Source organism: Pseudomonas sp. F3-2, from assembly GCF_038804275.1.
Classification (GTDB): Bacteria; Pseudomonadota; Gammaproteobacteria; order Pseudomonadales; family Pseudomonadaceae; genus Aquipseudomonas.
The window spans coordinates 5,200,551-5,225,887 of the sequence record NZ_CP152388.1 but is presented as its reverse complement, the minus strand read 5'-3'; the positions used below and the strand labels follow the sequence as shown (position 1 = coordinate 5,225,887).

At 60.2% G+C, this 25,337-nt stretch carries 26 protein-coding genes; 13 read left to right on the top strand and 13 right to left on the bottom strand.

Annotated elements, in window-relative coordinates:
- Nucleotides 1-12 precede the first annotated feature (12 nt).
- Nucleotides 13-1,131, top strand: a complete 1,119-nt coding sequence (gene proB, locus AAGQ88_RS23420; RefSeq protein WP_285426220.1) for a glutamate 5-kinase — start codon at nucleotides 13-15, stop codon at nucleotides 1,129-1,131.
- A gap of 28 nt (nucleotides 1,132-1,159) precedes the next feature.
- Nucleotides 1,160-1,630, top strand: a complete 471-nt coding sequence (locus tag AAGQ88_RS23415; protein WP_285426221.1) for a CreA family protein — start codon at nucleotides 1,160-1,162, stop codon at nucleotides 1,628-1,630.
- A 175-nt stretch (nucleotides 1,631-1,805) separates the two neighbouring features.
- On the opposite strand, the gene rpsT is transcribed toward AAGQ88_RS23415, so the two are convergent.
- Nucleotides 1,806-2,084 (bottom strand): 30S ribosomal protein S20, encoded by a 279-nt coding sequence (gene rpsT, locus AAGQ88_RS23410; protein ID WP_007924739.1) that lies wholly within the window; start codon nucleotides 2,082-2,084, stop codon nucleotides 1,806-1,808.
- 250 nt (nucleotides 2,085-2,334) lie between these two features.
- On the opposite strand from rpsT, the gene murJ reads away from it, so the two are divergent.
- The 6 genes from murJ to ispH all read left to right on the top strand — a co-directional run bounded on the left by murJ (nucleotide 2,335) and on the right by ispH (nucleotide 9,773).
- Complete coding sequence (gene murJ, locus AAGQ88_RS23405; protein ID WP_342653723.1) at nucleotides 2,335-3,879, top strand: murein biosynthesis integral membrane protein MurJ; 1,545 nt, start codon at nucleotides 2,335-2,337, stop codon at nucleotides 3,877-3,879.
- A 118-nt stretch (nucleotides 3,880-3,997) separates the two neighbouring features.
- The gene (gene ribF / locus AAGQ88_RS23400; protein ID WP_342653722.1) at nucleotides 3,998-4,933 is read left to right on the top strand and encodes a bifunctional riboflavin kinase/FAD synthetase; all 936 of its coding nucleotides are present in this window, start codon (nucleotides 3,998-4,000) and stop codon (nucleotides 4,931-4,933) included.
- Nucleotides 4,934-4,946: 13 nt separating this feature from the next.
- Nucleotides 4,947-7,778 (top strand): isoleucine--tRNA ligase, encoded by a 2,832-nt coding sequence (gene ileS, locus AAGQ88_RS23395; protein WP_342653721.1) that lies wholly within the window; start codon nucleotides 4,947-4,949, stop codon nucleotides 7,776-7,778.
- The gene (gene lspA / locus AAGQ88_RS23390; RefSeq protein ID WP_342653720.1) at nucleotides 7,771-8,283 is read left to right on the top strand and encodes a signal peptidase II; all 513 of its coding nucleotides are present in this window, start codon (nucleotides 7,771-7,773) and stop codon (nucleotides 8,281-8,283) included. The genes ileS and lspA overlap by 8 nt, the downstream gene beginning before the upstream one ends.
- Nucleotides 8,276-8,743 (top strand): FKBP-type peptidyl-prolyl cis-trans isomerase, encoded by a 468-nt coding sequence (gene fkpB, locus AAGQ88_RS23385; RefSeq protein ID WP_285426225.1) that lies wholly within the window; start codon nucleotides 8,276-8,278, stop codon nucleotides 8,741-8,743. The genes lspA and fkpB overlap by 8 nt, the downstream gene beginning before the upstream one ends.
- 82 nt (nucleotides 8,744-8,825) lie before the next feature.
- The gene (gene ispH / locus AAGQ88_RS23380; protein ID WP_093464704.1) at nucleotides 8,826-9,773 is read left to right on the top strand and encodes a 4-hydroxy-3-methylbut-2-enyl diphosphate reductase; all 948 of its coding nucleotides are present in this window, start codon (nucleotides 8,826-8,828) and stop codon (nucleotides 9,771-9,773) included.
- 6 nt (nucleotides 9,774-9,779) lie between these two features.
- Here ispH and AAGQ88_RS23375 read toward each other — a convergent pair whose 3' ends face one another.
- Nucleotides 9,780-10,283 (bottom strand): GspH/FimT family pseudopilin, encoded by a 504-nt coding sequence (locus AAGQ88_RS23375; protein WP_285426226.1) that lies wholly within the window; start codon nucleotides 10,281-10,283, stop codon nucleotides 9,780-9,782.
- Nucleotides 10,284-10,478: 195 nt separating this feature from the next.
- Here AAGQ88_RS23375 and pilV (AAGQ88_RS23370) point away from each other — a divergent pair, with 195 nt between their 5' ends.
- Genes pilV (AAGQ88_RS23370) through AAGQ88_RS23355 form a run of 4 tightly spaced genes read left to right on the top strand, consistent with a single transcriptional unit; the run spans nucleotide 10,479 to nucleotide 12,539 of the window.
- Nucleotides 10,479-10,907: a type IV pilus modification protein PilV gene (pilV, locus tag AAGQ88_RS23370; protein WP_342653719.1), complete on the top strand. Its 429-nt coding sequence runs from the start codon at nucleotides 10,479-10,481 to the stop codon at nucleotides 10,905-10,907.
- A complete protein-coding gene (locus AAGQ88_RS23365) occupies nucleotides 10,904-11,605 on the top strand; it encodes a pilus assembly protein PilW (protein WP_342653718.1) in 702 nt (233 codons plus the stop codon). The genes pilV (AAGQ88_RS23370) and AAGQ88_RS23365 overlap by 4 nt, the downstream gene beginning before the upstream one ends.
- 11 nt (nucleotides 11,606-11,616) lie before the next feature.
- On the top strand, nucleotides 11,617-12,105 hold the full coding sequence (locus tag AAGQ88_RS23360) for a PilX N-terminal domain-containing pilus assembly protein (RefSeq protein ID WP_342653717.1): 489 nt from the start codon (nucleotides 11,617-11,619) through the stop codon (nucleotides 12,103-12,105).
- Between the two features lie 11 nt (nucleotides 12,106-12,116).
- A complete protein-coding gene (locus tag AAGQ88_RS23355; RefSeq protein WP_342653716.1) occupies nucleotides 12,117-12,539 on the top strand; it encodes a type IV pilin protein in 423 nt (140 codons plus the stop codon).
- Between the two features lie 8 nt (nucleotides 12,540-12,547).
- Here AAGQ88_RS23355 and AAGQ88_RS23350 read toward each other — a convergent pair whose 3' ends face one another.
- Genes AAGQ88_RS23350 through AAGQ88_RS23325 form a run of 6 tightly spaced genes read right to left on the bottom strand, consistent with a single transcriptional unit; the run spans nucleotide 12,548 to nucleotide 19,785 of the window.
- Complete coding sequence (locus AAGQ88_RS23350; protein ID WP_342653715.1) at nucleotides 12,548-12,913, bottom strand: type IV pilin protein; 366 nt, start codon at nucleotides 12,911-12,913, stop codon at nucleotides 12,548-12,550.
- A gap of 59 nt (nucleotides 12,914-12,972) precedes the next feature.
- Nucleotides 12,973-17,292 (bottom strand): PilC/PilY family type IV pilus protein, encoded by a 4,320-nt coding sequence (locus AAGQ88_RS23345; protein ID WP_342653714.1) that lies wholly within the window; start codon nucleotides 17,290-17,292, stop codon nucleotides 12,973-12,975.
- Nucleotides 17,293-17,316: 24 nt separating this feature from the next.
- Nucleotides 17,317-17,892, bottom strand: coding sequence for a PilX N-terminal domain-containing pilus assembly protein (locus AAGQ88_RS23340; RefSeq protein WP_342653713.1), 576 nt, complete (start codon nucleotides 17,890-17,892; stop codon nucleotides 17,317-17,319).
- On the bottom strand, nucleotides 17,889-18,698 hold the full coding sequence (locus AAGQ88_RS23335; RefSeq protein ID WP_342653712.1) for a PilW family protein: 810 nt from the start codon (nucleotides 18,696-18,698) through the stop codon (nucleotides 17,889-17,891). The genes AAGQ88_RS23340 and AAGQ88_RS23335 overlap by 4 nt, the downstream gene beginning before the upstream one ends.
- Nucleotides 18,695-19,213, bottom strand: a complete 519-nt coding sequence (gene pilV / locus AAGQ88_RS23330) for a type IV pilus modification protein PilV (RefSeq protein WP_342653711.1) — start codon at nucleotides 19,211-19,213, stop codon at nucleotides 18,695-18,697. Before pilV (AAGQ88_RS23330) ends, AAGQ88_RS23335 begins: the two co-directional genes overlap by 4 nt.
- 38 nt (nucleotides 19,214-19,251) lie before the next feature.
- Nucleotides 19,252-19,785 carry a GspH/FimT family pseudopilin gene (locus AAGQ88_RS23325; RefSeq protein ID WP_342653710.1) on the bottom strand — a complete coding sequence of 178 codons (534 nt, stop codon included), beginning with the start codon at nucleotides 19,783-19,785 and terminating at the stop codon, nucleotides 19,252-19,254.
- A 189-nt stretch (nucleotides 19,786-19,974) separates the two neighbouring features.
- Between AAGQ88_RS23325 and thiO the strand changes: the two genes are divergently transcribed.
- Nucleotides 19,975-21,078 carry a glycine oxidase ThiO gene (thiO, locus tag AAGQ88_RS23320; RefSeq protein WP_342653709.1) on the top strand — a complete coding sequence of 368 codons (1,104 nt, stop codon included), beginning with the start codon at nucleotides 19,975-19,977 and terminating at the stop codon, nucleotides 21,076-21,078.
- Here thiO and AAGQ88_RS23315 read toward each other — a convergent pair.
- The 5 genes from AAGQ88_RS23315 to AAGQ88_RS23295 all read right to left on the bottom strand — a co-directional run bounded on the left by AAGQ88_RS23315 (nucleotide 21,075) and on the right by AAGQ88_RS23295 (nucleotide 25,329).
- Nucleotides 21,075-21,497: a hypothetical protein gene (locus tag AAGQ88_RS23315; RefSeq protein WP_342653708.1), complete on the bottom strand. Its 423-nt coding sequence runs from the start codon at nucleotides 21,495-21,497 to the stop codon at nucleotides 21,075-21,077. The genes thiO and AAGQ88_RS23315 overlap by 4 nt on opposite strands.
- 14 nt (nucleotides 21,498-21,511) lie before the next feature.
- Nucleotides 21,512-22,081 carry a nucleotidyltransferase domain-containing protein gene (locus AAGQ88_RS23310; RefSeq protein ID WP_342653707.1) on the bottom strand — a complete coding sequence of 190 codons (570 nt, stop codon included), beginning with the start codon at nucleotides 22,079-22,081 and terminating at the stop codon, nucleotides 21,512-21,514.
- 83 nt (nucleotides 22,082-22,164) lie between these two features.
- Nucleotides 22,165-23,505, bottom strand: a complete 1,341-nt coding sequence (locus AAGQ88_RS23305) for a sigma-54 dependent transcriptional regulator (protein ID WP_342653706.1) — start codon at nucleotides 23,503-23,505, stop codon at nucleotides 22,165-22,167.
- A 2-nt stretch (nucleotides 23,506-23,507) separates the two neighbouring features.
- Entirely contained in the window at nucleotides 23,508-25,100 is a 1,593-nt protein-coding gene (locus AAGQ88_RS23300; protein ID WP_342653705.1) for an ATP-binding protein, read from the bottom strand.
- Nucleotides 25,090-25,329 carry a PP0621 family protein gene (locus AAGQ88_RS23295; RefSeq protein WP_285426241.1) on the bottom strand — a complete coding sequence of 80 codons (240 nt, stop codon included), beginning with the start codon at nucleotides 25,327-25,329 and terminating at the stop codon, nucleotides 25,090-25,092. The genes AAGQ88_RS23300 and AAGQ88_RS23295 overlap by 11 nt, the downstream gene beginning before the upstream one ends.
- Between the last annotated feature and the right edge of the window lie 8 nt (nucleotides 25,330-25,337).

Sequence of the window (25,337 nt, the reverse complement as noted above, 5' to 3'; positions counted from 1 at the left end):
GGTTGAAAGATCATGCGGAGCAAGGTGACAGGTGCCCAGCGTTGGGTTGTCAAGATCGGAAGTGCGCTGCTGACGGCGGACGGCAAGGGTCTGGACCGCAACGCGATGGGTGTTTGGGTCGAGCAGATGGTGGCGCTGCACGAGGCGGGCGTCGAACTGGTTCTGGTCTCCTCCGGCGCGGTGGCTGCCGGCATGAGTCGTCTGGGCTGGGCTGCACGACCGAGTGCCATGCATGAGCTTCAGGCGGCTGCGGCTATCGGTCAGATGGGCTTGGTGCAGGCGTGGGAGTCCAGCTTTGCGGAATACCAGCGGCATACGGCGCAGATTCTCCTGACCCATGACGATCTTTCCGACCGCAAGCGCTACCTCAACGCACGCAGCACGCTGCGCACGCTGGTCGAGCTGGGTGTCGTGCCCGTGATCAATGAGAACGACACTGTCGTTACTGACGAGATTCGTTTCGGCGACAACGACACCTTGGCTGCGCTGGTCGCCAACCTGGTCGAGGCTGATCTGTTGGTCATTCTGACTGACCGCGACGGCATGTTCGACGCCGATCCTCGCAACAATCCCGAGGCACAACTGATCTACGAGGCGCGTGCCGATGATCCTGCGCTGGACGCCGTTGCCGGTGGCACTGGTGGGGCGCTGGGGCGTGGTGGCATGCAGACCAAGCTGCGTGCGGCGCGGCTGGCAGCGCGGTCAGGCGCGCACACGGTGATCGTTGGTGGCCGCATCGAGCGGGTGCTGGCGCGTCTGAAGGCTGGGGAGCGTCTGGGTACGTTGTTGTCTCCTGAGCGCGGCATGCTCGCCGCACGCAAGCAATGGCTGGCAGGGCACCTGCAGACCCGAGGCACGCTGGTGCTCGACGATGGTGCCGTGAAGGCCCTCACCGAGAGCAACAAAAGCTTGTTGCCCGTGGGTGTGAAGATTGTGCAGGGCAGTTTCCGCCGCGGTGAAATGGTGGTGTGCGTGGCGGCCGACGGGCGAGAAATCGCGCGTGGCCTGAGCAATTACAGTGCGCTGGAAGCGCAGAAGATCATCGGTTTGCCGTCCGATGCGATCGTCAAGGAGCTGGGCTACATGGCCGAGCCGGAGCTGGTTCATCGCGACAACCTGATTCTGGTCTGAATCCGGTCACTGATAGAAGGAAGTTGTGATGCGAGCGCTGAAAGGGATGGTGGGTGCATTGTTGATGCTGCCCTTGCTGGCATCGGCCGAAGAGATCGGTCAGGTGTCGACGGTTTTCAAGTTTGTCGGGCCGAATGACCGGATCGTCGTCGAGGCATTCGACGATCCCAAGGTGGACGGGGTGACTTGCTACTTGTCCCGCGCCAAGACCGGCGGGCTCAAAGGCGGGCTGGGTCTTGCGGAAGATCGGGCCGAGGCGTCCATCGCCTGTCGCCAGGTTGGGCCGATTCACTTCAGGGAAGAGCTCAAGGATGGCGATGAGGTCTTCAAGGAGCGCACATCGCTGGTCTTCAAGACCATGCAGGTGGTGCGTTTCCTGGACAAGAAGCGCAATACGCTGGTGTACCTTGTTTACAGCGATCGTGTGATCGAGGGCAGTCCACAGAATGCGGTGACGGCAATTCCGATTCTGCCGTGGTCCCCAGCGCCCGCGCCTTGATGGCGTGCTCGAATGGAGGCCGCGGCTTGCATCAATAGCTGGCTGAGGCCTTCGGGCCTGGCGCAGGCAAGTCGCGTTTCTCCATGTGTTGCAGCAAGTCATGAGCTGATCAGGCGCAAGAATCGCAGGCAATAAAAAACCGACCCTGAGGTCGGTTTTTTAACAAGCGGGTCGCTTAGGCTGCAGCAGCAAGGTTCAGAGCCTTGATGTGGCCATTCAGGCGGCCTTTATGGCGAGCAGCTTTGTTCTTGTGGATGATGCCTTTATCGGCCATACGGTCGATAACTGGCACGGCCAGAACATAAGCAGCTTGCGCTTTTTCAGCGTCTTTTGCGTCGATGGCTTTGACTACGTTCTTGATGTAGGTACGAACCATGGAACGCAGGCTGGCGTTGTGGCTGCGACGCTTCTCAGCCTGTTTTGCACGTTTTTTGGCGGAAGGTGAGTTTGCCACCGTCGAGCTCCTCGAAAGACTTGGGAAATAGCTAACAAAATAGGCCGCGAATCATGCCGATGAGTTTGATGCTTGTCAAGGGCAGTTGATGCGTTCCGCTGAGTGGTCGCAGTGTGATGCCGAGGTGATTTCTTTCCGGCGTACGACCTGTAAACTCGCGGTTTTTGGCTCAGTGCTGTTTTGCGGCGCGGAGTATCGCATAAATGGATCGCGCTTTGGCGCTTCCTTTGGTCGGGCGCACAACCTTTAGATGAACCTACTCAAATCGCTAGCCGCCGTCAGCTCCATCACAATGCTTTCGCGGGTGCTGGGCTTTGTCCGCGACACGATCATCGCCCGGGCGTTTGGCGCCGGAATGGCGACCGATGCCTTCTTCATCGCCTTCAAACTGCCCAACCTGTTGCGCCGGATTTTCGCCGAAGGCGCCTTCTCGCAGGCGTTCGTGCCGATTCTGGCTGAATATAAAAGCCAGCAGGGCGAGGAGGCCACTCGCACCTTTGTCGCGTACGTCACGGGGATGCTGACCCTGGCGTTGGCGCTGGTCACGGTGTTGGGCATCATTTTCGCACCGTGGGTCATCTGGGCGACTGCGCCCGGCTTTGCCGACACCCCCGAAAAGTTTCAGCTGACGTCCGACCTGCTGCGCGTGACGTTTCCTTATATATTGCTGATCTCGCTGTCCTCGCTGGCCGGCGCCATCCTGAATACCTGGAATCGCTTCTCGGTCCCTGCGTTCGTGCCGACGTTGCTGAACCTGGCGATGATCTTCTTTGCGCTGTTCCTCACCCCGTATTTCAATCCGCCGGTCATGACCCTGGGCTGGGCCGTACTGGCGGGTGGATTGCTTCAACTGCTATATCAACTGCCGCATCTGAAGAAGATCGGAATGCTCGTTCTGCCGCGCATCAACCTGCGCGATACCGGCGTGTGGCGGGTGATGAAACAGATGCTGCCGGCGATGCTCGGCGTGTCAGTCAGCCAGATATCGTTGATCATCAACACGATTTTCGCATCGTTTCTCGTGGCCGGTTCAGTGTCGTGGATGTATTACGCCGACCGTTTGATGGAGCTGCCATCGGGCGTGCTGGGTGTTGCGCTGGGTACAATTCTGCTGCCGATTCTTTCCAAGACCTACGCCAGCAAGGATCGCCATGAATATTCGCGGATTCTCGACTGGGGGCTGCGCCTGTGCTTCCTGCTGGTGCTGCCGTGTACGCTGGCGTTGGGCCTGCTCGCCGAGCCGCTGACCGTTTCGCTGTTTCAGTACGGCAAATTCGATGGCGAAGACGCGGCGATGACTCAGCGGGCGCTGGTGGCGTATTCGGTCGGCTTGCTCGGTATCATCGTGATCAAAGTCCTCGCGCCGGGCTTTTATGCGCAGCAGAATATTCGCACGCCCGTGAAGATCGCGATCTTCACCCTCATCGTGACCCAGTTGTTCAACGTGCTGTTCGTCTATGTCATTCACCTGGCCCACGCCGGTCTGGCGCTGGCGATCAGCATGGGGGCCTGCCTCAATGCAGCGCTGTTGTTCTGGCAGTTGCGTCGGCAGGATCTGTTCCAGCCGCAGCCAGGCTGGGCGATTTTCCTGATCAAGCTGGTCGTTGCGGTGTCGGTGATGTCTGCCGTGCTGCTGGGGCTGATGCAGGTGATGCCTTCCTGGTCAGACGGGCAGATGCTCCAGCGCTTCCTGCGGCTGGGCGCGCTGGTGGCTGCCGGTATCGGCGCGTATTTCGGGACATTGCTGCTGTTGGGTTTCCGCCTCAGGCATTTCGCCCGCAAGGCGATCTTGTAGGATCAGTCGTCGGTTTTTGCCGGTTAACGTCGATTGTTGCGGTTTGCCCGGATCTGTCGCCTGTCGTTGACGACGGTGTGTGGTTATAATCGGCCACTTTATGAGCAAGAAGCGCGTTATGCAGCTGGTTCGAGGCCTTCACAATCTGCGCCCCCAGCATCGGGGCTGCGTCGCCACCATTGGCAATTTCGACGGTGTTCACCGTGGTCACCAGGCTATCCTGGCGCGACTGCGTGAGCGTGCCGTGGAGTTGGGCCTGCCCAGTTGCGTGGTGATCTTCGAACCGCAGCCGCGTGAGTTCTTCGCGCCCGAGACCGCTCCTGCGCGTCTGGCCCGGCTGCGTGACAAGCTCGATCTGCTCGCCGCCGAAGGCGTCGATCTGGTGCTCTGTCTGGCATTCAACCATCGCCTGAGCAAGCTCAGCGCCGCCGAGTTCGTCGACACGGTGCTGATAGACGGCCTGGGTGTGAAACACCTGGAAGTGGGTGACGACTTCCGATTTGGCTGTGATCGGGTCGGCGATTTCGACTTTCTGATGAAGGTCGGCGCGCAAAAGGGATTCACCGTCGAAGCGGCGCAGACCGTGGAGATCGACGGCGGCCGTGTCAGCAGCACTCAGGTCCGCAACGCCCTGGCTGCCGCCGATTTCGCGTTGGCCGCGCGTCTGTTGGGCCGACCGTTCGAGATATCCGGACGTGTGCTGCATGGGCAGAAACTGGCGCGCCAGTTGGGCACGCCTACAGCCAACGTGCAATTGAAGCGTCGTCGCGTGCCGTTGACCGGTGTGTATCTGGTCAGTGCCGAAATCGACGGCAAGGTATGGCCCGGCGTCGCCAACATCGGCGTGCGCCCGACCGTGGCAGGGGACGGACGTCCTCACCTTGAGATTCACCTTCTGGATTTTGCCGGCGATATCTATGGCCGGCGTTTGACGGTGGTATTCCACCAAAAGCTGCGTGATGAGCAGCGTTTCGCCTCCCTTGAGGCGCTGAAGACGGCGATCGATGCGGATGTCGCTGCCGCCCGTGCCCATTGGGGCATGGTCAACCGCTAACTTAGAGCTTGAAATGACCGACTACAAAGCCACGCTTAATCTTCCGGACACCGCCTTCCCGATGAAGGCCGGCCTGCCCCAGCGCGAGCCGCAAACTCTGCAGCGCTGGGACAGCATTGGCCTGTACCAGAAGCTGCGTGAAATTGGCAAGGATCGTCCAAAGTTCGTCTTGCACGACGGCCCTCCGTACGCCAACGGCAATATCCACATCGGTCATGCGGTCAACAAGATTCTCAAGGACATGATCGTCCGTTCGAAGACCCTTTCGGGCTTCGACGCGCCTTATGTTCCGGGTTGGGACTGCCACGGTCTGCCGATCGAGCACAAGGTCGAGGTCACCCACGGCAAGAACCTGCCTGCGGACAAGACCCGCGAGCTGTGCCGTGCTTACGCGGCCGAACAGATCGAAGGCCAGAAGTCCGAGTTCATCCGTCTGGGTGTGCTGGGCGACTGGGCCAATCCGTACCGCACCATGGACTTCGCCAACGAAGCCGGAGAAATCCGCGCGCTGGCGGAAATGGTCAAGCACGGTTTCGTGTTCAAGGGCCTGAAGCCCGTCAACTGGTGCTTCGACTGCGCGTCGGCACTGGCCGAAGCCGAAGTCGAATATCAGGACAAGAAGTCGTCGACCATCGACGTTGCCTTCCCGATTGCAGACGCCGACAAGCTCGCCGCCGCGTTCGGCCTGCCGAGCCTGAGCAAACCTGCCGCGATCGTGATCTGGACCACCACCCCGTGGACCATCCCGGCGAACCAGGCGCTCAACGTCCACCCCGAGTTCAACTACGCGCTGGTCGACACCGGTGAGCGCCTGCTGGTGCTGGCCGAAGAGCTGGTCGAAGCCTGCCTCAAGCGCTGGAACCTCGAAGGCACGGTGTTGGCCACCGCTCCGGGTTCGGCCCTGGAACTGATCAATTTCCGCCACCCGTTCTACGATCGTCTGTCGCCGGTGTATCTGGCTGAATACGTCGAACTGGGCGCCGGCACAGGCGTGGTGCATTCCGCGCCCGCCTACGGCGAAGACGACTTCGTGACCTGCAAGCGCTACTGCATGGTCAACGACGACATCCTGACCCCGGTTCAGAGCAATGGCGTCTACGCGCAATCGCTCGAGTTCTTCGGCGGCCAGTTCATCTGGAAAGCCAACCCGGCCATCATCGAAAAACTGCAGGAAGTCGGTTCGCTGCTGCATACCGAAACCATTTCCCACAGTTACATGCATTGCTGGCGCCACAAAACGCCGCTGATCTACCGCGCCACTGCGCAGTGGTTCGTGGGCATGGACAAACAGCCGACTTCGGGCGACACGCTGCGCAACCGCGCAGTCAAGGCCATCGAAGAAACCCGGTTCGTGCCGGCCTGGGGCCAGGCGCGCCTGCATTCGATGATCGCCAACCGTCCGGACTGGTGCATCTCCCGTCAGCGCAACTGGGGCGTGCCGATCCCGTTTTTCCTGAACAAGGAGAGCGGCGAGCTGCACCCACGCACCGTCGAGCTGATGGAAGAAGTCGCCAAGCGCGTCGAGAACGAAGGCATCGAAGCCTGGTTCAAGATGGACGCCGCTGAACTGCTGGGCGACGAAGCCTCGCAGTACGACAAGATTTCCGACACCCTGGATGTCTGGTTCGATTCGGGCACCACGCACTGGCACGTTCTGCGCGGTTCGCATCCGATGGGCCACGAGACCGGTCCTCGCGCCGACCTGTATCTGGAAGGTTCGGACCAGCATCGTGGCTGGTTCCACTCTTCGCTGCTGACCGGCAGCGCGATCGACGGGCATGCACCGTATCGCGAACTGCTCACCCACGGCTTCACGGTCGACGAGAATGGCCGCAAGATGTCCAAATCGCTGGGCAACGTCATTGCGCCGCAGAAGGTCAACGACACCTTGGGCGCGGACATCATGCGTCTGTGGGTATCGGCCACCGATTACTCGGGCGAAATGGCCGTGTCGGAAACCATCCTGCAGCGCAGCGCCGATGCATACCGTCGTATCCGCAACACTGCACGTTTCCTGCTCTCGAACCTGACCGGTTTCAATCCGGCCACCGACCTGCTGCCTGCCGATGAGATGCTGGCGCTGGATCGCTGGGCGGTGGATCGCACCCTGTTGCTGCAGCGTGAGCTGGAAGAGCATTACAGCGAATACCGCTTCTGGAACGTCTATTCCAAAGTGCACAACTTCTGCGTGCAGGAGCTGGGCGGCTTTTATCTGGACATCATCAAGGACCGCCAGTACACCACCGGCGCCGACAGCAAGGCGCGTCGTTCCTGCCAGACCGCGCTGTTCCATATCTCCGAAGCGCTGGTGCGCTGGATCGCGCCGATCCTGGCATTCACTGCGGACGAGCTGTGGCAATACATGCCGGGCGAGCGCAACGAGTCGGTCATGCTCAACACCTGGTATGAAGGCCTGAGCGAGCTGCCGGAAGGCTTCGAGCTGGACCGCGCCTACTGGGATCGGATCATGGCAATCAAGACCGCGGTCAACAAGGAACTGGAAAACCAGCGGGCGGCGAAAGCCATCGGTGGCAACCTGCAGGCTGAAGTGACTCTTTACGCCGAAGACGACCTGACCGCCGATCTGGGCAAGCTCGGTGACGAACTGCGTTTCGTGCTGATCACCTCCAAGGCCAGCGTTGCGCCGTTCGTCAGCGCACCGGCCGACGCCGTGGTCACCGAAGTGGCCGGCTTGAAGCTCAAAGTGGTCAAGTCCGGTTACACCAAGTGCGCACGTTGCTGGCACTTCCGCGAGGACGTCGGCGTTCATGCCGAGCATCCGGAAATCTGCGGTCGTTGTGTCGACAACATCAGCGGTGCTGGCGAGGTTCGTCACTATGCCTAATGCGTCGGCTGGCCGTATGGGTCGCTTGAGCTGGCTGTGGTTGAGCGTGCTGGTCGTGGTCATTGACCAGGCCAGCAAGTTCTACTTCGAGAACCGCTTGGAGTTGTACGAGCAGATCGTCATCCTTCCTGGTTACTTCAGTTGGATGCTGGCTTACAACACGGGCGCTGCGTTCAGTTTTCTGGCCGACAGTTCCGGCTGGCAGCGCTGGCTGTTTGCGCTGATCGCCGTGGTGGTGAGCATTGTGCTGGTCGTCTGGCTCAAGCGCCTGGGGCGTCACGAGACCTGGCTTGCGATTGCCCTTGCCCTCGTACTGGGCGGAGCGCTCGGCAATCTTTACGACCGGATCTTCATCGGCCACGTCATAGACTTCATCTTCGTGCATTGGAAAGAACACGGCTTCCCGGCCTTCAATGTCGCGGACAGCGCCATCACCGTCGGCGCGATCATGCTTGCTCTGGACATGTTCAAAAGCAAGAAAACTGGAGAAACCGTCAATGACTGAACAGTCGATGACCGACAACGCTGCACAGGAAACACGCATCGGTCAGAACACGGAAGTCACCCTGCATTTCGCGCTGCACCTGGAGAATGGCGACACGGTCGACAGTACGTTCGACAAGGCGCCGGCCACCTTCAAAGTCGGCGATGGCAGCCTGCTGCCTGGCTTCGAGGCGCTCATCTTCGGCTTCAAGGCCGGCGACAAGCGCACCCTCCAGGTCCAGCCGGAAAACGCCTTCGGTCAGCCCAACCCGCAGAACGTGCAGATCATGCCCCGCTCGCAGTTCCAGAACATGGAGCTGGCCGAAGGGCTGCTGGTGATCTTCAACGATGCGGCCAATACTGAATTGCCAGGTGTGGTGAAAACGTTCGACGATGAGCAGGTCACCGTCGATTTCAACCATCCGCTGTCCGGCAAAACGTTGACCTTCGAAGTGGAAATCTTCGAGGTGAGGGCGCTCTGAGACATCAGGGAGTCTGTGGCCCCGACATGGCTCGGGGCCTTTTCGTTTTTATGTTTCATTGCGCGTAGATACGAGGCACATCATGCAAATCAAGCTCGCCAACCCACGTGGATTCTGTGCCGGGGTGGACCGTGCGATCGAAATCGTCAATCGTGCGCTGGAAGTGTTTGGCCCGCCGATCTACGTGCGTCATGAAGTGGTTCATAACAAATTCGTCGTCGAAGACCTGCGCAGCCGTGGCGCGGTGTTCGTCGAAGAGCTGGATCAAGTGCCTGACGACGTCATCGTCATCTTCAGTGCCCACGGCGTGTCCCAAGCGGTGCGCAGCGAAGCCGCCGGCCGTGGCTTGAAGGTGTTCGACGCCACATGCCCACTGGTCACCAAGGTTCACATCGAGGTCGCACGCTACAGCCGTGACGGGCGCGAATGCATCCTGATCGGGCACGAAGGCCATCCTGAAGTCGAAGGCACGATGGGCCAGTACGACGCCAGCAATGGCGGCGCGATCTATCTGGTCGAGGACGAGGACGATGTCGCCAGGCTCAACGTGCGCAACCCTGAGAAACTGGCGTTCGTGACCCAGACGACGCTGTCCATGGACGACACCAGTCGGGTCATCGACGCCCTTCGGTCGCGTTTCCCGGCGATCGGCGGTCCTCGCAAGGACGACATCTGTTACGCCACCCAGAACCGTCAGGACGCGGTCAAGCAACTGGCTGACGAGTGCGACGTCGTGCTGGTGGTCGGCAGTCCGAACAGCTCTAACTCCAATCGTCTTCGCGAACTGGCCGAGCGCATGGCGACTCCGGCCTATTTGATCGATGGCGCTGAAGACATGCAGCGCAGCTGGTTCGACGGTGTCGAGCGCATCGGCATTACGGCAGGTGCTTCGGCTCCGGAAGTGCTGGTGCGCGGCGTGATCCAGCAGCTGCACGAGTGGGGTGCGACAGGGGCCGACGAGCTGGCGGGACGTGAAGAAAACATCACGTTCTCCATGCCCAAGGAACTGCGCGTCAAGCAGGTTCAGTAATCGGCGTCATGCGCACGGGTCACGGGTGAAACCCTCTTTGCGCAGGTTGACCCGCCCGGTAACGGCGATCGCTACCTGATAATGGCTGGCGGCTGATTCTTTCAAGCACACCGCCAGCGTGCCGTTAGCGTTATTGAGCAAGCGCCCGGTGTTGTCGAAACCGATGCGCGTCATCACCTTGCTGTTGCCCACCACCCTTACGTTGCGCTGGCCTGCTTTCTCGGCCAGCAACGTTTCATCATCGTCGCGAAACTGATTCTGATTGTTATCCACGAAAACCTGCCAGCCTCGGCTCCAGTCATTCTCCAGTGCCTGCATGATCACCGGCTGACTGCGCACGATGGCTTCGGAGCGGGCCATTCGCAGTCCGCTCGCCAACTGATGGGCGGTGTCCTGCCGTCGCTGTGAATCGACCAGCGCGCCGAATGCGGGAACGGCAAGCGTCGCCAGAATCCCGAGCATGAGCAGTCCTGCAAGCAGCTCGATGAGCGTCAGACCTCGTTGCTTCATGTGACCGATCTCCCTGACCGTGGCGCGCCCAAGCAGACGTCACTGCCGTTGCCCTGGCAACCCTGAGGGTGTCAGCCGATATGTCCGCAAGCCGCCGTTACACATCCATCGGGCAAGTTTCCGTGTGTCGACTTCACTGGGGGCTGCACAGGGAATTGGAGGTGTTGAATGCAGGCAGCATCGAGTCAGACTGGGATGACGTTGATTGAGGTTCTGGTCGCACTGTTGATCCTCAGCCTCGGCGTACTGGGGGGCGCGATGCTGCAGCTCGGCGCGCTGAAATACACCGACAGCTCGGCGCGCAGCCTGCAGGTCAGTTTCATTGCCCATGACTTATTCGAGCGCATCCGCGCCAACCCTGAGGGCAATTACGCGCTGGCCTCGCTGGACCAGGCCCCCGTCACCGAAAATCCTGATGTGCCTCGCGATCAGGACCTGTTCGATTTCGCCACCCAGTTGCGGCAAAGGCTCGGCGACGATGCTCAAGCCAGCATTGCGCAGCAAGGCTCGTCGGTGCGCATGACGCTGACCTGGAACGACTCCCGAGCCGGGCAGGACATGGCCGACACGCAGACCTGGACGCTGAGCAGCAGGGTTTCCGCAGAGCCGGGAGCGCGACCATGAAGGCGCGGTTGAAAGGATTCGGGCTGGTGGAAATCCTCCTGGCGCTGGTGCTGGGGCTGGTCATGTCGCTGGCCCTGATGCAGGTATTCGTCAGCGCCAAAAGCACCTACTTGAGTCAGACGTCTTCGGCGGCCATGCAGGAAGATGCCCGTTTCATCCTCAGCAAAATCGTGCGGGAAATCAGCCTGGCCGGCATGTTCGGCTGCCTGTCGAACGTGACGGATGCCAGCAACGGCGGCAGTTTTTCACAGGCGTTTGACGAGCCGGTCAGTTGGGACGCTAACCGACGTTCGCTGACGCTGGCGACCGCTGCGGTTGAAGGTGGCGGGGCCTGGCACACCTGGGTGGTGCACACGGACTGCGTGTCGGCGGCGACGGCGTATTCCAGTGGCAAGGCGCCCGGGGTGGCGGCGGGTGAGCTGGCGCTGCCAATCCGCCGACAGGTCTATCAGTTCAACAAGGCGCGTGGCGAACTGGCGCTGAACGGACAGCCGTTGATCAGTCATGTTCGCGGGTTCAGCGTGCTCTTCGGCGTGGCCCATTCCCGCGATCAGCAAAGCGTCGCGCGCTATGTGGCCGACGCCGACAGCGCCTTGATACGCAGCGTACGCCTGACGCTCACGCTGTTCGACCCCGACGCCCGGATGCCGGAGCAGACCTTCAGCGTGGTTGCGGCTGTTCGCAACCGGCTTGGGTGAGCGGCTTGAAGATGCGTGCCCAACGGGGCGTCGTGTTGATCGTCAGTCTGGTGTTTCTGCTGATGCTGACGCTGTTGGCGACGTCGTCGATGCAGAACGCCACGCTTCAGGAGAAGGTCGCGGGCAGCCTCAGACTGAACGTCGCCTCGTTCCAGTCCGCCGAAGCAATCCTGCGGATTGCCGAGGCCACGGTCACCCGACCCGATTTCGAGCGTGAGCAATGCTCGACTGCCGCCAGCTGTCTGCCGCCGCCAGAGGCATTGACGCTGGTCAGTGGCGGTTCTGCCGGTGGGTCCGGCGTGGAGTGGGTCGCTGCGAATGGCGGCTTCTATGGCATTCAGCAGTTAGGCAAAACTGACATTCCGGCAGGCGTGGCGCCTGGAGAAGGGCCGTGGACGTTGTACCGCGTCACCGCCGTGGGCCTTCAGGGCTCGTCGCGAACCGTGCTGGAGAGCGTGCACACCGAGCAGCGCCGCATCATGTGGCGGCAACGGCGATGAGGGGAGGCACAATGTCTGTGTGCAGCAGAGGCTTCACGTTGATCGAGCTGCTGGTGGTGGTCGCCATCATCGGAATTCTCGCCGTGGTGGCTTATCCGCAGTACAGCGAGTACAGCAAGAAGGCGCGTCGCACCGAGATCGCCGCCTTGCTGGTGGACGAAGCGCAGAAGCTTGAGCGATTTCACTCACGGGCAGGGCAGTATTCCGATGTCACGGGGCCGCCGGCTTTCAGCCACCAACCCTCCGTGGGCAACCGTTTTTACGCCATCGAGACAGAGCGCTCCGAGCGCGCTTTCGTCCTTACGGCCCGACCGATTGCGGGCACGCCTATGGCTGGCGACCGCTGCGCGAACTTCGTGCTGGATAACACGGGCAGGCGCGATAATGAGGGGATGTCGGGCGGTGCCAGTGTGCAGGGTTGTTGGGGGCGATGAACGACGGCTTATTTGAAGCAGTCTGAGCCGCCTGCTGCGGTTTTCGTACCGTCCTGGATGATGGTCAGTGAACCGCATGCATCACTGGCCTGTTGACCCTGCGGCTGTACTTGAAACGCATACGTTGTGGACGTCGCGGTGGTCATTTTCAACAGGTATCGGCCAGTCTGTGACGTTGGTGCCGTACTGGTGAACCCCAGCGCAAGGAGGTCTGCCGGTGCATAGTTATTGTTTTGCGCGTAAAACCGCTCCATCCGGGCCGCTGCATCGTTGAGCATCGCAATCCCTTCCGATCTGTAACCGCGCTGCAGATATTTCGTATAAGCCGGATACGCGATGGTCGCCAGAATCGCGACGATGGCGACGGTGATCATCAGCTCGATCAGGGTGAAACCGCGTTGCGAGTGTTTTGAACGATGCATTGAATACTGCCTCATTGCGCAGGATAAGGAATGACGCGCCAGTTCTGACGACCGACGTAGCCCGTACCAGTGTTGACGATGATCGAATCGCCGTCCGAAGGCGTCGATGTTTTCTGATCGCCCGTGGAGCTGATAGCCACGCCGCCAGCTGCCATGCTGATGCCACTCACCACGTTGTCGTTGTAATTGTCGGCCGTCGAAATGGTGCCGTTACGACGCAGGTTGAACACCGTGAAGGTGGTTCTGCCACCGGTGGTCGGGTCCAGACCGTACTCCCAACCCGCCACACCCGGACTGCAGACATCAGTCACTGGCGTGCGGGTAGACGCGAACAATACGCTGCCGCTGATGCTCAGTGGATCGACAAGACGCTCGCCCAACAGTGAGTTGCCTACCGCCAGGTTCAGGTACCAGCCTGATTTCGTGCTCCAGTCCACCCCATTGGTGCTCACCAGTCGAATGGTATTGGTAGCGCTGCCAAATACGGCATTGTTCACCTGAGAAGTGATGGTCTGCTGTTGCAGGCTCGAACGCGCCAGAGCAGGCGTGGACGCCGCCGCCAGGCCCGCTGTCTGTTTGTCCCATATGCCGTAAAGCGTCTGCAAATCGGTACTGGTTTTATCCGCGGATGTGAAATAACGGCCCGTGCCGAAAATGACGATGGTTCCCTCCGCAGAGGGATGCGCAACAACGGCCGGCGCCGCAGTGATCGACTGTTGCGCTGCGCCGGAAGTGTCGCTGGTCGTCGCGGTATAGAGCGGCTTGTTGGCAAACGCGACTTTAAAGCTTGCTGCTGTCGCATTGGCCGTCAGCGAAGACCCGATCAGGTCGAAGCGCCACAGGTTGCCCAACAGATCGCCGGCATAGACATAGTCGGCGATACCATCTGCGTTGGCGTCCAGCACCACCGGCGAGGACAAGCCGTTGTTGCCCACCACTGAAGTGGGCAGCTTGCTGACGACCGCGCCGGTGGCAGCGTTGAGTACGAACAGCGCAGCTTTTCCATTGTTGCCGTTATAGCCGTTGCCGACGATGACGCCCCATTCTCCGGTGTGCAGCCTTGAAATGACCGGAATAGAGAATGTCGATCCAAGTTCAGCGTCGTTTTGAGCGGTAAATTCCCACAGCAGCGTAATGCTGTCCGGATTGGTGATATCCAGCGCAAAGATCTCATTGCCGCCTGCGCCGAGCGTACCGACCAGAATCGTACGCCAGGCGCCGGAGATGAAAACGTCCGCGACCACGGGTGTGTTGTCGACGTAGTAGCGGTGCAGTGCGGAGTTGCTGTTGTAGTTCTTGTCGGTCAGAGCGCTGAGGTTCGAAATGACCGCCGATGGTATGAAGGCGAATGTTTCCACGCCGGTGTCTGCGCGAAATGCGTGAAGCATACCGTCGTTGGCGCCAACGTAAACCTGACCACGTCGATTCGCTTGCGCGGTCTTGAAGGCGGTATAGCTGGTGTTGGATCCGATGGTGCCGTTGAGCGTATCGGCCACCGTTGCGTCGTACAGCGCGGAATTGACCAGCACCGGCGACGAGTTAACCAGGTCACCGATGAGTGACGCGCGGCGGCGGTAGTCCGACGTCGCCTTGCTTGTATCACCCTTGATGAAATCGACCTGATTGGCCGTTAGCGTCGTTTGCAGGTTAGTGATGCCTGCATAGGATCGCGTTCCCAGGTTAGTCCAGGTAAATGGCAGCAAAGCGTTGCCAGCCTGATTCGCCATCTGGATGTTTCGTTGGTTCCACTGCGGCACTACCTGCGATGCCTGCCAGTTCTGAACCGTGCTGCCGGTCGAGTTGGTGGAGGTATAGGAGGTGGTGGTCTTGGTCAGGTCACCACTCCAGGTCGCAACGTTCAGGCTGTTCAGGTACTTGGTTGTCGAGTTGCCGGTGCCCAGTGCAGGTAGCACAGTAGGCGTAGCCACTGACGTGTTGGTTTGCAGGATCTGGTTGAAGGCCGCCGACAGCTGATCCTTCAGCGTTGAAGCGTTGTTGACCAGGAAGTAGTTATTTGGCGTACCGCTTGAGTTCGAGTCCCACTGTCCTGCTGCGGGGACGCTGCTGCTGGTGTTCTTCGAGTCGCCAAAACCACCCCACTTGGCGGCATACCACAGTGGATCATTGAGGTTGGTAACGGAGCGGGTAGTCGAGGGGCTGAACGTCCGGGTATGGGACGTACTGCCGTTGGCGGTCGCGCCGCCCGATTTCATCCCAGGCAGCAGCGCACAGGTGGTCGTGGCACAGGATCCTGGCGTTTGGTTGCCCGGGGTGTCGAATGAGTAACGCGTGTTGCCGTTGCCGCCACCGGTGACCTCAAGATAGATCCCGTCCTGATTGGTGCCGGAAATGGTATAGCCCATGTGCGATTCGAAACCCGCCACGGAGTAGAGAGTCTGGGTGATTACTTCGAGCGTGGCTGTCGAACCCGAGCCCAGCACTGAGACCGTGTATTGGACGATGGCGTCCATGTCATAGTCGCCGCCTTGGCCACTGTCGTCGTACACCACGCGGAATACTGCTTGAGGACGACCGCCGTTTGTAGTGGAGGTCGGCTGGCCTGGCATGTTGTACAGCGAGTCGATATAGAAGCCGGTAATTTGTTCGGTCACGCCGCTGGTCACCTTGCCAAAAGGGACGAGCGTGATGGTGCCGTTGCCGACAGGCATCTGGATGCGCGGCAGAGTAGAAGACAGCGCGATGGAGAAGGTCTGGACCTTCTGGCTGCCCAGCGACGTAATGGGGTTGGTGTTGGCGAAATAGGCGACAGCGCCGGCGTTGAACGTCCCCTGTTTGGTCGGCTCCTCGGGCAGGCCACGGATATTGCCCAGGCTGGAGGCGGCTTTTGCCGTGGGCGCCAGGTCATTGATGCCGACGGTTTCGCCGATATTGACGTTCTTGCTGCCTGAGCCGACGTCATTGTTCCAGATCGTCCTGCCGAGGGCCTGAACGTCCAGATTGTCTAATGCAGTAGTGGACGATGGGGCGTTGGTCGTGCTGAACGCACTGTTGGGCAGATCCGAGTCGTATGTCGGGTTCACGTCGCTGAACAGCGTCTCGAATGGCCTGGAGCAGCTTGGGTAGGTCGGATTCGTAGCGTTGGCATTGGGTGTCGCGGAATATGGGTTGGTCCAGGTCGTGAGGCCCGACAGGCCAAGCAGCCTGTCGGCTGCCCCAGACAGGTAGCCGCTGGTCGGTGTCGTCGCGCCGCTGAAGTAGCGCATGGTTTCAAACATCATCTCTGCCAACGGGTTACCCCAGTTGGGGCAGGTGCCGTTGGTAATGGTGTTGCCCGAACTGCTGCACCCGGAAGAAAAAGTCAGGTCATTCAGGGTGCCGACAATCCCCCCATCGATGAAAATCCCGGTGGATGCGTCGATCTCATTGGAAAAGCTGCTGATGGCTTTACGAACGGCGCCGCCTTGAATGTTGTTCTGATACGTCCCGGTCATCAGGCCGAAGTACATCTGATTGCCTTCGCCGAAGTCATGCAGGATCCCCGTGGGCTTGTACTTCCCGTTGGGGTAGAGCTTGCAGTTGGTCTCGATGAAGTTGTTCGCCGCGATGGTGCTGGCCTTGCAGACTTCTACCCTGACCTGGTAGTCCGCAGGAGATACGCTGGTGTTGCTCCCGACCTTGTTGCCACCTTGGGTGACTTCCCGAGACACCCAGTCGGAAAGGCGGATGTTCGACACATTGGACAATACCCGCAGCAGTGGCGCGGAAGTCTGTGTGTTGTTGGCAAACAGCGTGTAGTTACCGGCGCTGGGAATCGTGAGCGGCGTGTAGTCATGGATGTCATAACCGTCCACTGCCACACTTTTGTATTCCTTGCCCCACGTATGTGCGTCGGTCGGAATATAGGCTCGCTCGATGATGGTCTGAGTGGTGCTGTCAGTGCTCCGATAGCCGCCGTAGAGCACTTTACGCAGCGCGTCGACACGGGAAGTGGTCAGGTAGTTCAGGAAGTCGCCGCTCCACGTACCTGGGCAGGTTTTATCCGTAGTCTTGCTGGACGCGCTGAAGTAACCGCTCCCATAGCTGTAGCAAAAGCCTGAATCGAAATAACCCAGATATTTAAACGCAGGGTCCGGCTTGTACCGAATATCGATCGAGCCATCACCATCCAGATCCGACGCATCGTTGTATGCCGGGAAAAACAGTTTGTGATCGCGCCCGACCACCAGCATGTTCAGCGGCGGCACCGAGTTGTTGACGAACAGCGGCAGCTGCGCTGGCACCTGACTGACAGCGGCTCGGGCTGCGGTCGGCAAAAGCAGGAGGCAGGCCAGGGCAACGATGAAACTGCTGAGCGGATTTGGCTTATTCATGGTTGTTCGCTATCAGGTATGCACTCATGAGTCGGACACGGCAAAAACGGATCGCAGGATGACGCGCTGGGTCGAGGTATCGCTGGAGCAGCGTACGGTCGATGCGCAGGCGGTGACTTCGTAATAATGTCGGCCACAGTCCTTGGTCAGCAAAGCGCAGTTGTTCTGGGCCTGCCCGTCGAGCAGTTTCAAATCCGTGACATACCATTCCACTTCGACGTTGGCGCCGGTGTATTCGTTGTTCTGGTAGGTGGTCACCAGATTGATATTCGCCGTATTCGCCGCCGTAAAAGCGGGCGCATAGTCGCCATTGACCAGCGTGGTCGGAATGGCCATGCAGGGTTTATTGGTGTTGCCTGCAATCACCGAACATTGCCACTGGTTGATGCTCTGCTCACCGATCCGCAGCCCCGCTTCGGCGGCGTTGGTCAGGGTTTTCTGCAGCCTGAGATTGCCCGTGATCCGGGACTCCAGCGACACCCCACGCATGCTCGAAAGTGCCAGCAGCGTGATGATCAGCAGCATCATGATTGCCACCAGCAGCGTCGCGCCGGTCTGGCTGCGGTTCGACTGTATGACGAAGCGGATCGAGCGCCTCATTGCATCTGGTTCCTGATCATGATGGTTCCCTGCACGATCTGATAAATGCTGTTCACATCGGCGTAGGTGGTGCCGTAGCGACCGTTCCAGTCCTTGAGCGCGGGCGAGACAGCGCTGGTGTTGTCCCGGATCATCGAGGTGCCGGGGCTTTGCATGAGCACGCTGTAGCGCACCGCTGCGATCGTGCCGGTCGGTGTGGTACTGAAGGTGCTGACGGTTTTTGAATCCGCGGCGCCCGAACCGTATTCGAAACGCAGGTCCTTGACCCCGCTGACCAGTTGCTGGGTCGTGGTTCCGCTGGTGCAGGTGATGGCACCGGTATCGTTACCCGTTCCGGCAACGAAAGCGATCTTCTCGACGATTTTTGGACGCGTCGTCGAGGGCACTGTTTTGGCGGAGTAAGGGCTGGTGATGCTGTCCTTGTCGGCGTTCGCCAACACACCACCCTGGCAGGTCACGTCCAGCTTGTTGGTCGCCTGATACTGAATGCACAGCGATGTATCCGACAGCGCAACCACCGCAGCGCCCGCCGGGAATGTGCAGCCGCTCAGCGTGGCGTCTGCGGGAATGCCGGCGCCGAGATTACTGCGATAGCCGGCCTTCAACAGCTCCTGGCTCAGGATCGCGAGTGCGAAACGGCCGTTTTCCTGGTTGCCCATCTGACCTTGTTGAAACAGATAGGCTCGCTGGTTGGAAATGAAAATCTGCGTGACGCCCAGAATCAGAAACATCCCGATGAGCATGGCCACCATCAACTCGATCAGCGACAGACCCTTCTGCCGGCTGTGCAGGACTGCTGAGATCATCGGATGCGCGTCCTCAGTCGGTAAGTGCAGGTGCCGGCGGTCGTCAATGAGCTGCCGGACATGCATTCAGCCTCGTTCTTCACGGTCCAGGCCACCTGGATCTGAAGCTCGGTGTTGGTCGCGCTGGAGGTCGTGCAGGCGTCGACATTGTCGGCGTTATCTTTTGTAGGGGTTTTGCAGATATAAAAGCTCGATGCCAGTAAGGTATCGGCACCGGGCAGCGTGGCTCCAGCCCGGATGGCCCAACAGCCAATCTGTTCTGAGAGGGTGGCCGGTGTCGGAATGCACTTGGTCGCGGGAGCCGGGAACGGTGAGCCCGGAGCCTTGAGACATGAGTTCGCGTCCGTGCAGTCCGCCGGCGCGCTGCGAATGATTTCGACCAGATCGTCCACCAGCATGATCGCGGCGTTGCGTTGTACCGAATCTTGCGTGTATGGAATGGCTTTGCTCTGCAGCGCGACCATGCCCAGTACGCCGATGACGATGATGATCAGGCTGACCAGCACTTCAATCATGCTGAAGCCGGCGTTGCGGCTCGGTGCTGAGATCATCATCAGCAGCCACTCGGTTTGGTGGCGGTGGGAGGCGAAATCCGGCCGCTGGTGAGCAACGTGACGTACTGAGAAGTAGTGGATGAATCGGTGGGGTAGTTGATCTGGAAGCAGGCGTTCGTTGATGCGGTTCCGGTGGTCGTGAAGTCCACGCTGTTCACTGCTGAACTGATCGCGACGCCCGTCTGCAGGCCGCCGCTACCGACTTTTCTGAGCGTTACGGTGCCGGTGACCACACTGATTTCCGTGGTGTTGACCGGCGCGCTCACAGTGACTCTCGCCCCGCGCGTCACTGCCTCGGACCGCGCGTACTGGAGCAGATCGTAAAGCTCGTCAGACGCCGCCCGAACGTTCATGCGATGCAGCAGGCTCGAAAAGCTCGGCATTGCCATCCCCGCAAAAATGGCCACGATCACGACCACCACGATCAACTCGATCAGGGTGAATCCGCGGCTACTGCCCTTGTCAGGACCTTGCCAGCTGCGACGCAAATTCAGGCGCGTAGGTGGGCCCGAGAGCCCGGAGCTGAAATCCATCAAGGAAATTCCGTTTTTCGTTCGAAATATGGTGATACTACTCAGGTTGGAAGTCGCTATGTAGTGGATGTCCGGAGTTATTCGCCAGACCAGTGGCATAGCGTCCGTTTTTCGCATTTCTTGAGTCATGTCGACGACTATTCGACAGACGATAACAGCGCTCACTTTCTTTTGATGATCGAGTTCAGCATGTCCAGGCAACACGTGATTATCGTCGGCGGCGGCGTCATCGGTCTGTTGACCGCCTTCAATCTGGCTTCCCGGGTCGCGAGCGTTACCTTGCTCGAGCGCAGCGGGGTAGGGCAGGAGTCTTCATGGGCGGGCGGCGGCATCGTTTCGCCGCTCTATCCATGGCGATACAGCCCGGCGGTTACGGCACTGGCGCACTGGTCGCAGGACTTTTACCCGCAGCTCGCCGAGCGACTGGCGGATTCGACCGGCATCGATCCCGAAGTGCACAAGACCGGGCTGTACTGGCTCGATCTGGATGACGAGGCAGAAGCGCTGGCGTGGGCGGCTCGGCAGAACCGGCCGTTGAGCGCTGTGGACATCTCGGCGGTGTATGACGCCGTTCCGGTGATGGGTGGCGGCTATTCGCGCGCCGTCCACATGGCCGACGTTGCCAATGTGCGTAACCCGCGGCTGGTCAAATCCCTGAAGGCCGCATTGCTGGCGCTGCCCAATGTCGTGGTGCATGAGCAATGTGAAGTCCGTGATTTTGTCCGCGACGGCACGCGGGTCATCGGCGTAAGCAGCGCCGCAGGCGATCTCCTCGCCGACAGCGTGGTGCTGGCAGCGGGCGCCTGGAGCGGCGATCTGCTTACCAGGCTCGATCTCGCGTTGCCGGTCGAACCCGTAAAGGGCCAGATGATTCTGTACAAATGCGCGTCTGATTTTCTGCCGAGCATGATCCTCGCCAAGGGCCGCTACGCCATTCCGCGTCGCGACGGTCACATCCTCGTCGGCAGCACCCTCGAGCACGAGGGATACGACAAGACGCCCACCGAAAATGCCCTGCACAGCCTCAAGGCTTCAGCCGTTGAGCTGCTCCCCGCGCTGGCCGACGCCGAAGTGGTGGGGCATTGGGCAGGGCTGCGGCCCGGCTCGCCAGACGGCATCCCCTTCATCGGGCCGGTGCCGGGCCATCAAGGCCTGTGGCTGAACTGCGGCCATTACCGCAACGGCCTCGTCCTCGCCCCCGCCTCATGCCAACTGCTTACCGACCTGCTGCTGGGCGACACACCGATCATCGACCCATCACCCTACGCGCCGGCAGAGCGGCTGCAGGGTTAGGTGCGCATAGCCGCGTCGAGCAGTTGCCAGAGACTATCGGCACTGACGAGCAGCTCTGCCAGCAGAGCCTCGTCAACATCCATATAACCTTCGTATTCGGCAAGGTTTCTGCGTTCATGGCAGAGGGCAAAAAGTCGTACTTGAACCTTGTCCAAATTGATCGTGTGGGGCAAACACTGAAACACCAGATAGCGCCGATCTGATCGATAGCCCTGCAAACGCATCGCAGCAAGCGCCAGCGCATGGGCGCAGTTATAAGCCAGATCAAAACGGCTGGCGTAGGAGAGAGTGGGATTACGCGCATCCCGAAGACGATCAAGTGCAGAGCGAATCAGGCCGAGGCATTCGGTTCTATCGGTAGGTTCGGCCTTCAAACCGCCCGTGCGTACGAGGTTTTCCAGACTTTCATGACTGCCCATTCCGTGGGATTCCTTTAGTCACTTCCAATGATGTCGATTTTTTCCTGCTGCGAAACCCTGACCACGAAACTGTTGCCGGCGTCGAACTTGGCTTGCCAGTCGGCTGGCGTGTACAGCGTCGGGTTAATCGTCCTGCCCAGTATTTCTTCGAGCGGCATCATACGCTCCATCACCTCGCTGTAGCGGAGGCCTTCGCCAATCAACATCAAGTCTATGTCGCTGGATGTGTTTGCGGTCCCCTTGGCGATGGAGCCATAGATAAAGGCTCGCTGGAGGCGATCCGCGAACGGCAGCAGCTCCAGTCGCAGATGATCGGCAATGCCGAACGTCTTGCGCACGATGGCGAGCAATTCTTCATAGACCGGATTGGCGGGATTGGCCTGGTAGTGAACCTGATTGCCCTGACGCGTCGCCGTGAGCAGGCCTGCCGCCTGTAATCTGGCGAGTTCTCGGGCCATGCTGCCGGTGCCGACCTGTGCCCATCGTCTGATTTCGTTGGTATAGAAGCTTCGCGCGGGATGGCCGTAGAGCAGCCCGAGCAACCGCTGTTGGGTGATGGTGAAAAGCGCGTCGGCAATGCTCATGATGATCCGGTTACATCGTTCCCAAAAAGGGTACGATAGTTCCCTTTTTGGGAACGATCAAATCCCCGTCGTGAAAGGCCGACTCACTCGAGACCAAGCTTCTTCAGGCGATACCTCATCGATCGGAACGTGAGGTTCAGGCGCTGCGCGGCGGCTGTACGGTTCCAGCGGGTTTCTTCGAGGGCTTGCAGGATGAGTTTGCGCTCGACGCTTTCGAGGTAATCTTCCAGATTGTTGATGTCCGACAGGTTCGGGCCGGGCTGGGCCTGGGTGCTGGCGGGTTCGGCCAGGCGCAGGTCTTCGGTGTTGATCTGGTCGTCTTCGCAGAGTGTATAAGCGCGTTCGAGCATGTTTTCCAGCTCGCGTACGTTACCGGGGAAGCGATAGCCTTTCAGTGCCGCCAGTGCATGGGGCGGCAGGCGGGCGGGGGCATCGCCTGCGGTGTCGGCCAGACGCCGAAGGACGTTGTTGGCGATCTCTTCGATGTCCTCGCGACGCTCACGCAGCGGCGGAACCCGCAGTTCGATCACGTTGAGTCGATAGTACAAATCCTGCCGGAAGCGACCGGCCGCCACCTCCAGACTCAAGTCCTTGTGCGTGGCGCAGAGGACGCGAACGTCGATCACCTGTTCCTGTTGCTCGCCCAGGGCGCGGACGGATTTCTCCTGAATCGCGCGCAGCAGTTTTACCTGCATCGCCAATGGCAGATCGGCAACTTCGTCAAGAAACAGCGTGCCGCCGCTGGCTGCCTGGAACAGACCGGGTTTGTCTTCGTGGGCGCCGGTGAAGCTGCCTTTGCGGTGCCCGAAGAACTCACTTTCCATCAGCTCGGTCGGGATCGCTCCGCAATTGACCGGCACAAATGCTTGCTCGACCCGAGGGCCCTGCTCATGGATGAGACGCGCGACCAGCTCCTTGCCGCTGCCAGACTCGCCGCTGATGTAAATCGGTGCCTGACTGCGCGCCAGTTTGCCGATTTGCTTGCGCAGCGCTTGCATCGGTGGCGAATTGCCGAGCAGACGATGGTCGAGGCGCGTGTCATTCGAAGGTGCCTTGGGCAAGCGCAGTGCACTGCTGACCAACTCGCGCAAGCGGCCCAGGTCCACAGGCTTGGTCAGAAAATCGAAGGCACCAGCCTTGAGCGCCTGAATCGCGGTGTCGACGCTGCCGTGGGCGGTGATCATCGCCACCGGGACCTGTGTATGGCGCTTCTGGATGTGTTGCACCAGCTCCAGGCCGTTGCCGTCCGGCAAGCGCATGTCCGTCAGGCACAGATCGAATGCCTCGCGCGCCAGCCAGTCCTGCGCTTCCTTGACGTTGCGGGCGCTGCGCGTGTCCAGTTTCATCCGCCCCAGAGTGATCTCCAGCAGTTCGCGGATGTCCGGCTCATCGTCGACGATCAGGATCTTTTGCCGTGGGCTCATGCTCAACTCAATTTGAACGGATGGGCGAAGGTGATCCGCATGCAGCTTCCGCCACCTTGCCGGGGTGTGTAATTCAGGCTCGCCTGATTGCTTTCGCACAGCTCGCGCGAAAGGTACAGGCCAAGGCCGGTTCCTTTGCTCTCGGTGGTGAAAAAGGGCTCGAAGATCTTCGTCAGATGCTCTTCGGCGACGCCGGGGCCGTCGTCCATCACATCCAGGCTCGGCAATTCGCTGTAGGGCGCATGGAAAAGCCGCAGCCAGACTTGAGCGTTCTGATGCAGCTGGCCGCTGTAACGCAACCCGTTCTGCACCAGATTGGTCATCACTTGCTGCAGTTGCTCGGCATCCATGCGCGTCGTCAGCGTGCCGGGGCTGATGTCCAGGTGTACGGCCTGGTCGGCTGGCAGGCTGCCGCGCAACTCTTCGACGTAGTGTTCGAGCCACTGCTTGAGATCGAGCAGATGAGGTTCGGTCTGACGTCGACGAGACAACTGCAGAACGTTCTCGATCACCAGATTCATCCGTCGTGATTGATCTTGAATGATTTGACTGAGACGTTGGTCCGCGCCGCTCAGTTCCTCGGATTCGCCCAGCAGCTGCGCCGCATGGCTGATCGCGCCCAGCGGATTGCGGATCTCGTGGGCGATACCGGCCGTCAGCCTGCCCAGCGCGGCAAGCTTGAGTTGCTGAGCCTGCTGGGAAATCTGCGACAGGTCGTCGAGAAACACCAGCGTATGTCGGTGGTTGCCACGGGTCAGCGCAACGAACCCGGGACGCAGCACCGGGCCGATGGCAGACGTGGTAATGCTGCGCGGGACCATCGATGGGTTGATCAGCCACTGGCGCAGCCGCTCGACCAGTTGTGGGGAATAGGCGTCGATGATTTCGCCCAGCAAACGCTCGTGGCCCAACAGGTTCAACGCGCTCTGATTGGCGAGCAGCACTTCGCGGCTGGAGTCCAGCACCAGAATCCCGGTGCGCATGCGCTGAAGGATCAGTCCGTTGAGCTCTTCCAGATTGTCGACGTCGGCGGCGCGGCGCTCGGCAATGTCCTCGCTGACCTGCAGGCGACTGGCGAGCGTCTGCACCAGCAGCGCAGCGGCAAAGCACAATGCGCCCAGCGAGCCTGCCTGAACGAAGTGATTGGACGCGGCCGGCTTGTGGTAGCTGATATAGAACGTCAGGTAAATGATGCCGATCGCCGACAACGCAGCGATCAACAGGCCGGTATGCCTGCGAAGCAGCACGTTGCTGATGGCCACCGACGCGACGATGAGGTTACCGATGCCGCTCGGCGCGCCGCCGCCGGCATAGAACAGCGCAGCGAGCATCAGCGTGTCGGTCATGGCGAGCGTGAACAGCTGGCCCTGACGGCTGGGCCGTTCTAGCAGCACAACGACCAGAATGTTGAACACCAGATACAGCCAGCAACCGGTGCGGAACAGCTCGATGTCCGCCAGCTCCAGCAGTTCGGCGTCCAGGCTGCTGGAGATGAGCAGCACCAGCAGGATGCCGATGCTGAGCCGGTAGAGGTGGTACAGCCGCAGAATGCGCTGGGCTTGCGGGGTTGCCAGCGACAGGCTTTCAGCGGTCACGGGCGGCGGGGCCCTGTAGCCGGTGCGCTTCGGTGCAATACCACTGCTGGTTCTGGCTCAAGGCGCGGTCGCGCGGGACATGCACACCGCACTGCGCGCAACGCACCATCGGCGCGGCGTCGAGTTCAGGCGATGCGGCCTTGGGCCTGGCGGCAGGCCTTTTCGTGGCTCGTTTGAAGAACCAGATGATCGCCATGACCAAGGCAATCCACATAATCAAGCGAATCATGTCTACCA

Excerpts from the sequence above, each read along its gene's own strand:
- fkpB (WP_285426225.1), top strand. The coding sequence starts at position 8,276 with ATGACTGAACAGTCGATGACCGACAACGCTGCACAGGAAACACGCATC.
- AAGQ88_RS23315 (WP_342653708.1), bottom strand. The coding sequence starts at position 21,497 with ATGGGCAGTCATGAAAGTCTGGAAAACCTCGTACGCACGGGCGGTTTG.
- proB (WP_285426220.1), top strand. The coding sequence starts at position 13 with ATGCGGAGCAAGGTGACAGGTGCCCAGCGTTGGGTTGTCAAGATCGGA.
- ileS (WP_342653721.1), top strand. The coding sequence starts at position 4,947 with ATGACCGACTACAAAGCCACGCTTAATCTTCCGGACACCGCCTTCCCG.
- AAGQ88_RS23355 (WP_342653716.1), top strand. The coding sequence starts at position 12,117 with ATGTCTGTGTGCAGCAGAGGCTTCACGTTGATCGAGCTGCTGGTGGTG.
- pilV (WP_342653711.1), bottom strand. The coding sequence starts at position 19,213 with ATGATTGAAGTGCTGGTCAGCCTGATCATCATCGTCATCGGCGTACTG.
- murJ (WP_342653723.1), top strand. The coding sequence starts at position 2,335 with ATGAACCTACTCAAATCGCTAGCCGCCGTCAGCTCCATCACAATGCTT.
- AAGQ88_RS23325 (WP_342653710.1), bottom strand. The coding sequence starts at position 19,785 with ATGGATTTCAGCTCCGGGCTCTCGGGCCCACCTACGCGCCTGAATTTG.
- AAGQ88_RS23360 (WP_342653717.1), top strand. The coding sequence starts at position 11,617 with ATGCGTGCCCAACGGGGCGTCGTGTTGATCGTCAGTCTGGTGTTTCTG.
- AAGQ88_RS23295 (WP_285426241.1), bottom strand. The coding sequence starts at position 25,329 with ATGATTCGCTTGATTATGTGGATTGCCTTGGTCATGGCGATCATCTGG.
- AAGQ88_RS23365 (WP_342653718.1), top strand. The coding sequence starts at position 10,904 with ATGAAGGCGCGGTTGAAAGGATTCGGGCTGGTGGAAATCCTCCTGGCG.
- AAGQ88_RS23340 (WP_342653713.1), bottom strand. The coding sequence starts at position 17,892 with ATGAGGCGCTCGATCCGCTTCGTCATACAGTCGAACCGCAGCCAGACC.
- AAGQ88_RS23375 (WP_285426226.1), bottom strand. The coding sequence starts at position 10,283 with ATGAAGCAACGAGGTCTGACGCTCATCGAGCTGCTTGCAGGACTGCTC.
- pilV (WP_342653719.1), top strand. The coding sequence starts at position 10,479 with ATGACGTTGATTGAGGTTCTGGTCGCACTGTTGATCCTCAGCCTCGGC.
- AAGQ88_RS23345 (WP_342653714.1), bottom strand. The coding sequence starts at position 17,292 with ATGAATAAGCCAAATCCGCTCAGCAGTTTCATCGTTGCCCTGGCCTGC.
- AAGQ88_RS23310 (WP_342653707.1), bottom strand. The coding sequence starts at position 22,081 with ATGAGCATTGCCGACGCGCTTTTCACCATCACCCAACAGCGGTTGCTC.
- AAGQ88_RS23305 (WP_342653706.1), bottom strand. The coding sequence starts at position 23,505 with ATGAGCCCACGGCAAAAGATCCTGATCGTCGACGATGAGCCGGACATC.
- AAGQ88_RS23415 (WP_285426221.1), top strand. The coding sequence starts at position 1,160 with ATGCGAGCGCTGAAAGGGATGGTGGGTGCATTGTTGATGCTGCCCTTG.
- AAGQ88_RS23335 (WP_342653712.1), bottom strand. The coding sequence starts at position 18,698 with ATGATCTCAGCAGTCCTGCACAGCCGGCAGAAGGGTCTGTCGCTGATC.
- thiO (WP_342653709.1), top strand. The coding sequence starts at position 19,975 with ATGTCCAGGCAACACGTGATTATCGTCGGCGGCGGCGTCATCGGTCTG.
- ribF (WP_342653722.1), top strand. The coding sequence starts at position 3,998 with ATGCAGCTGGTTCGAGGCCTTCACAATCTGCGCCCCCAGCATCGGGGC.
- lspA (WP_342653720.1), top strand. The coding sequence starts at position 7,771 with ATGCCTAATGCGTCGGCTGGCCGTATGGGTCGCTTGAGCTGGCTGTGG.
- AAGQ88_RS23350 (WP_342653715.1), bottom strand. The coding sequence starts at position 12,913 with ATGATCACCGTCGCCATCGTCGCGATTCTGGCGACCATCGCGTATCCG.
- ispH (WP_093464704.1), top strand. The coding sequence starts at position 8,826 with ATGCAAATCAAGCTCGCCAACCCACGTGGATTCTGTGCCGGGGTGGAC.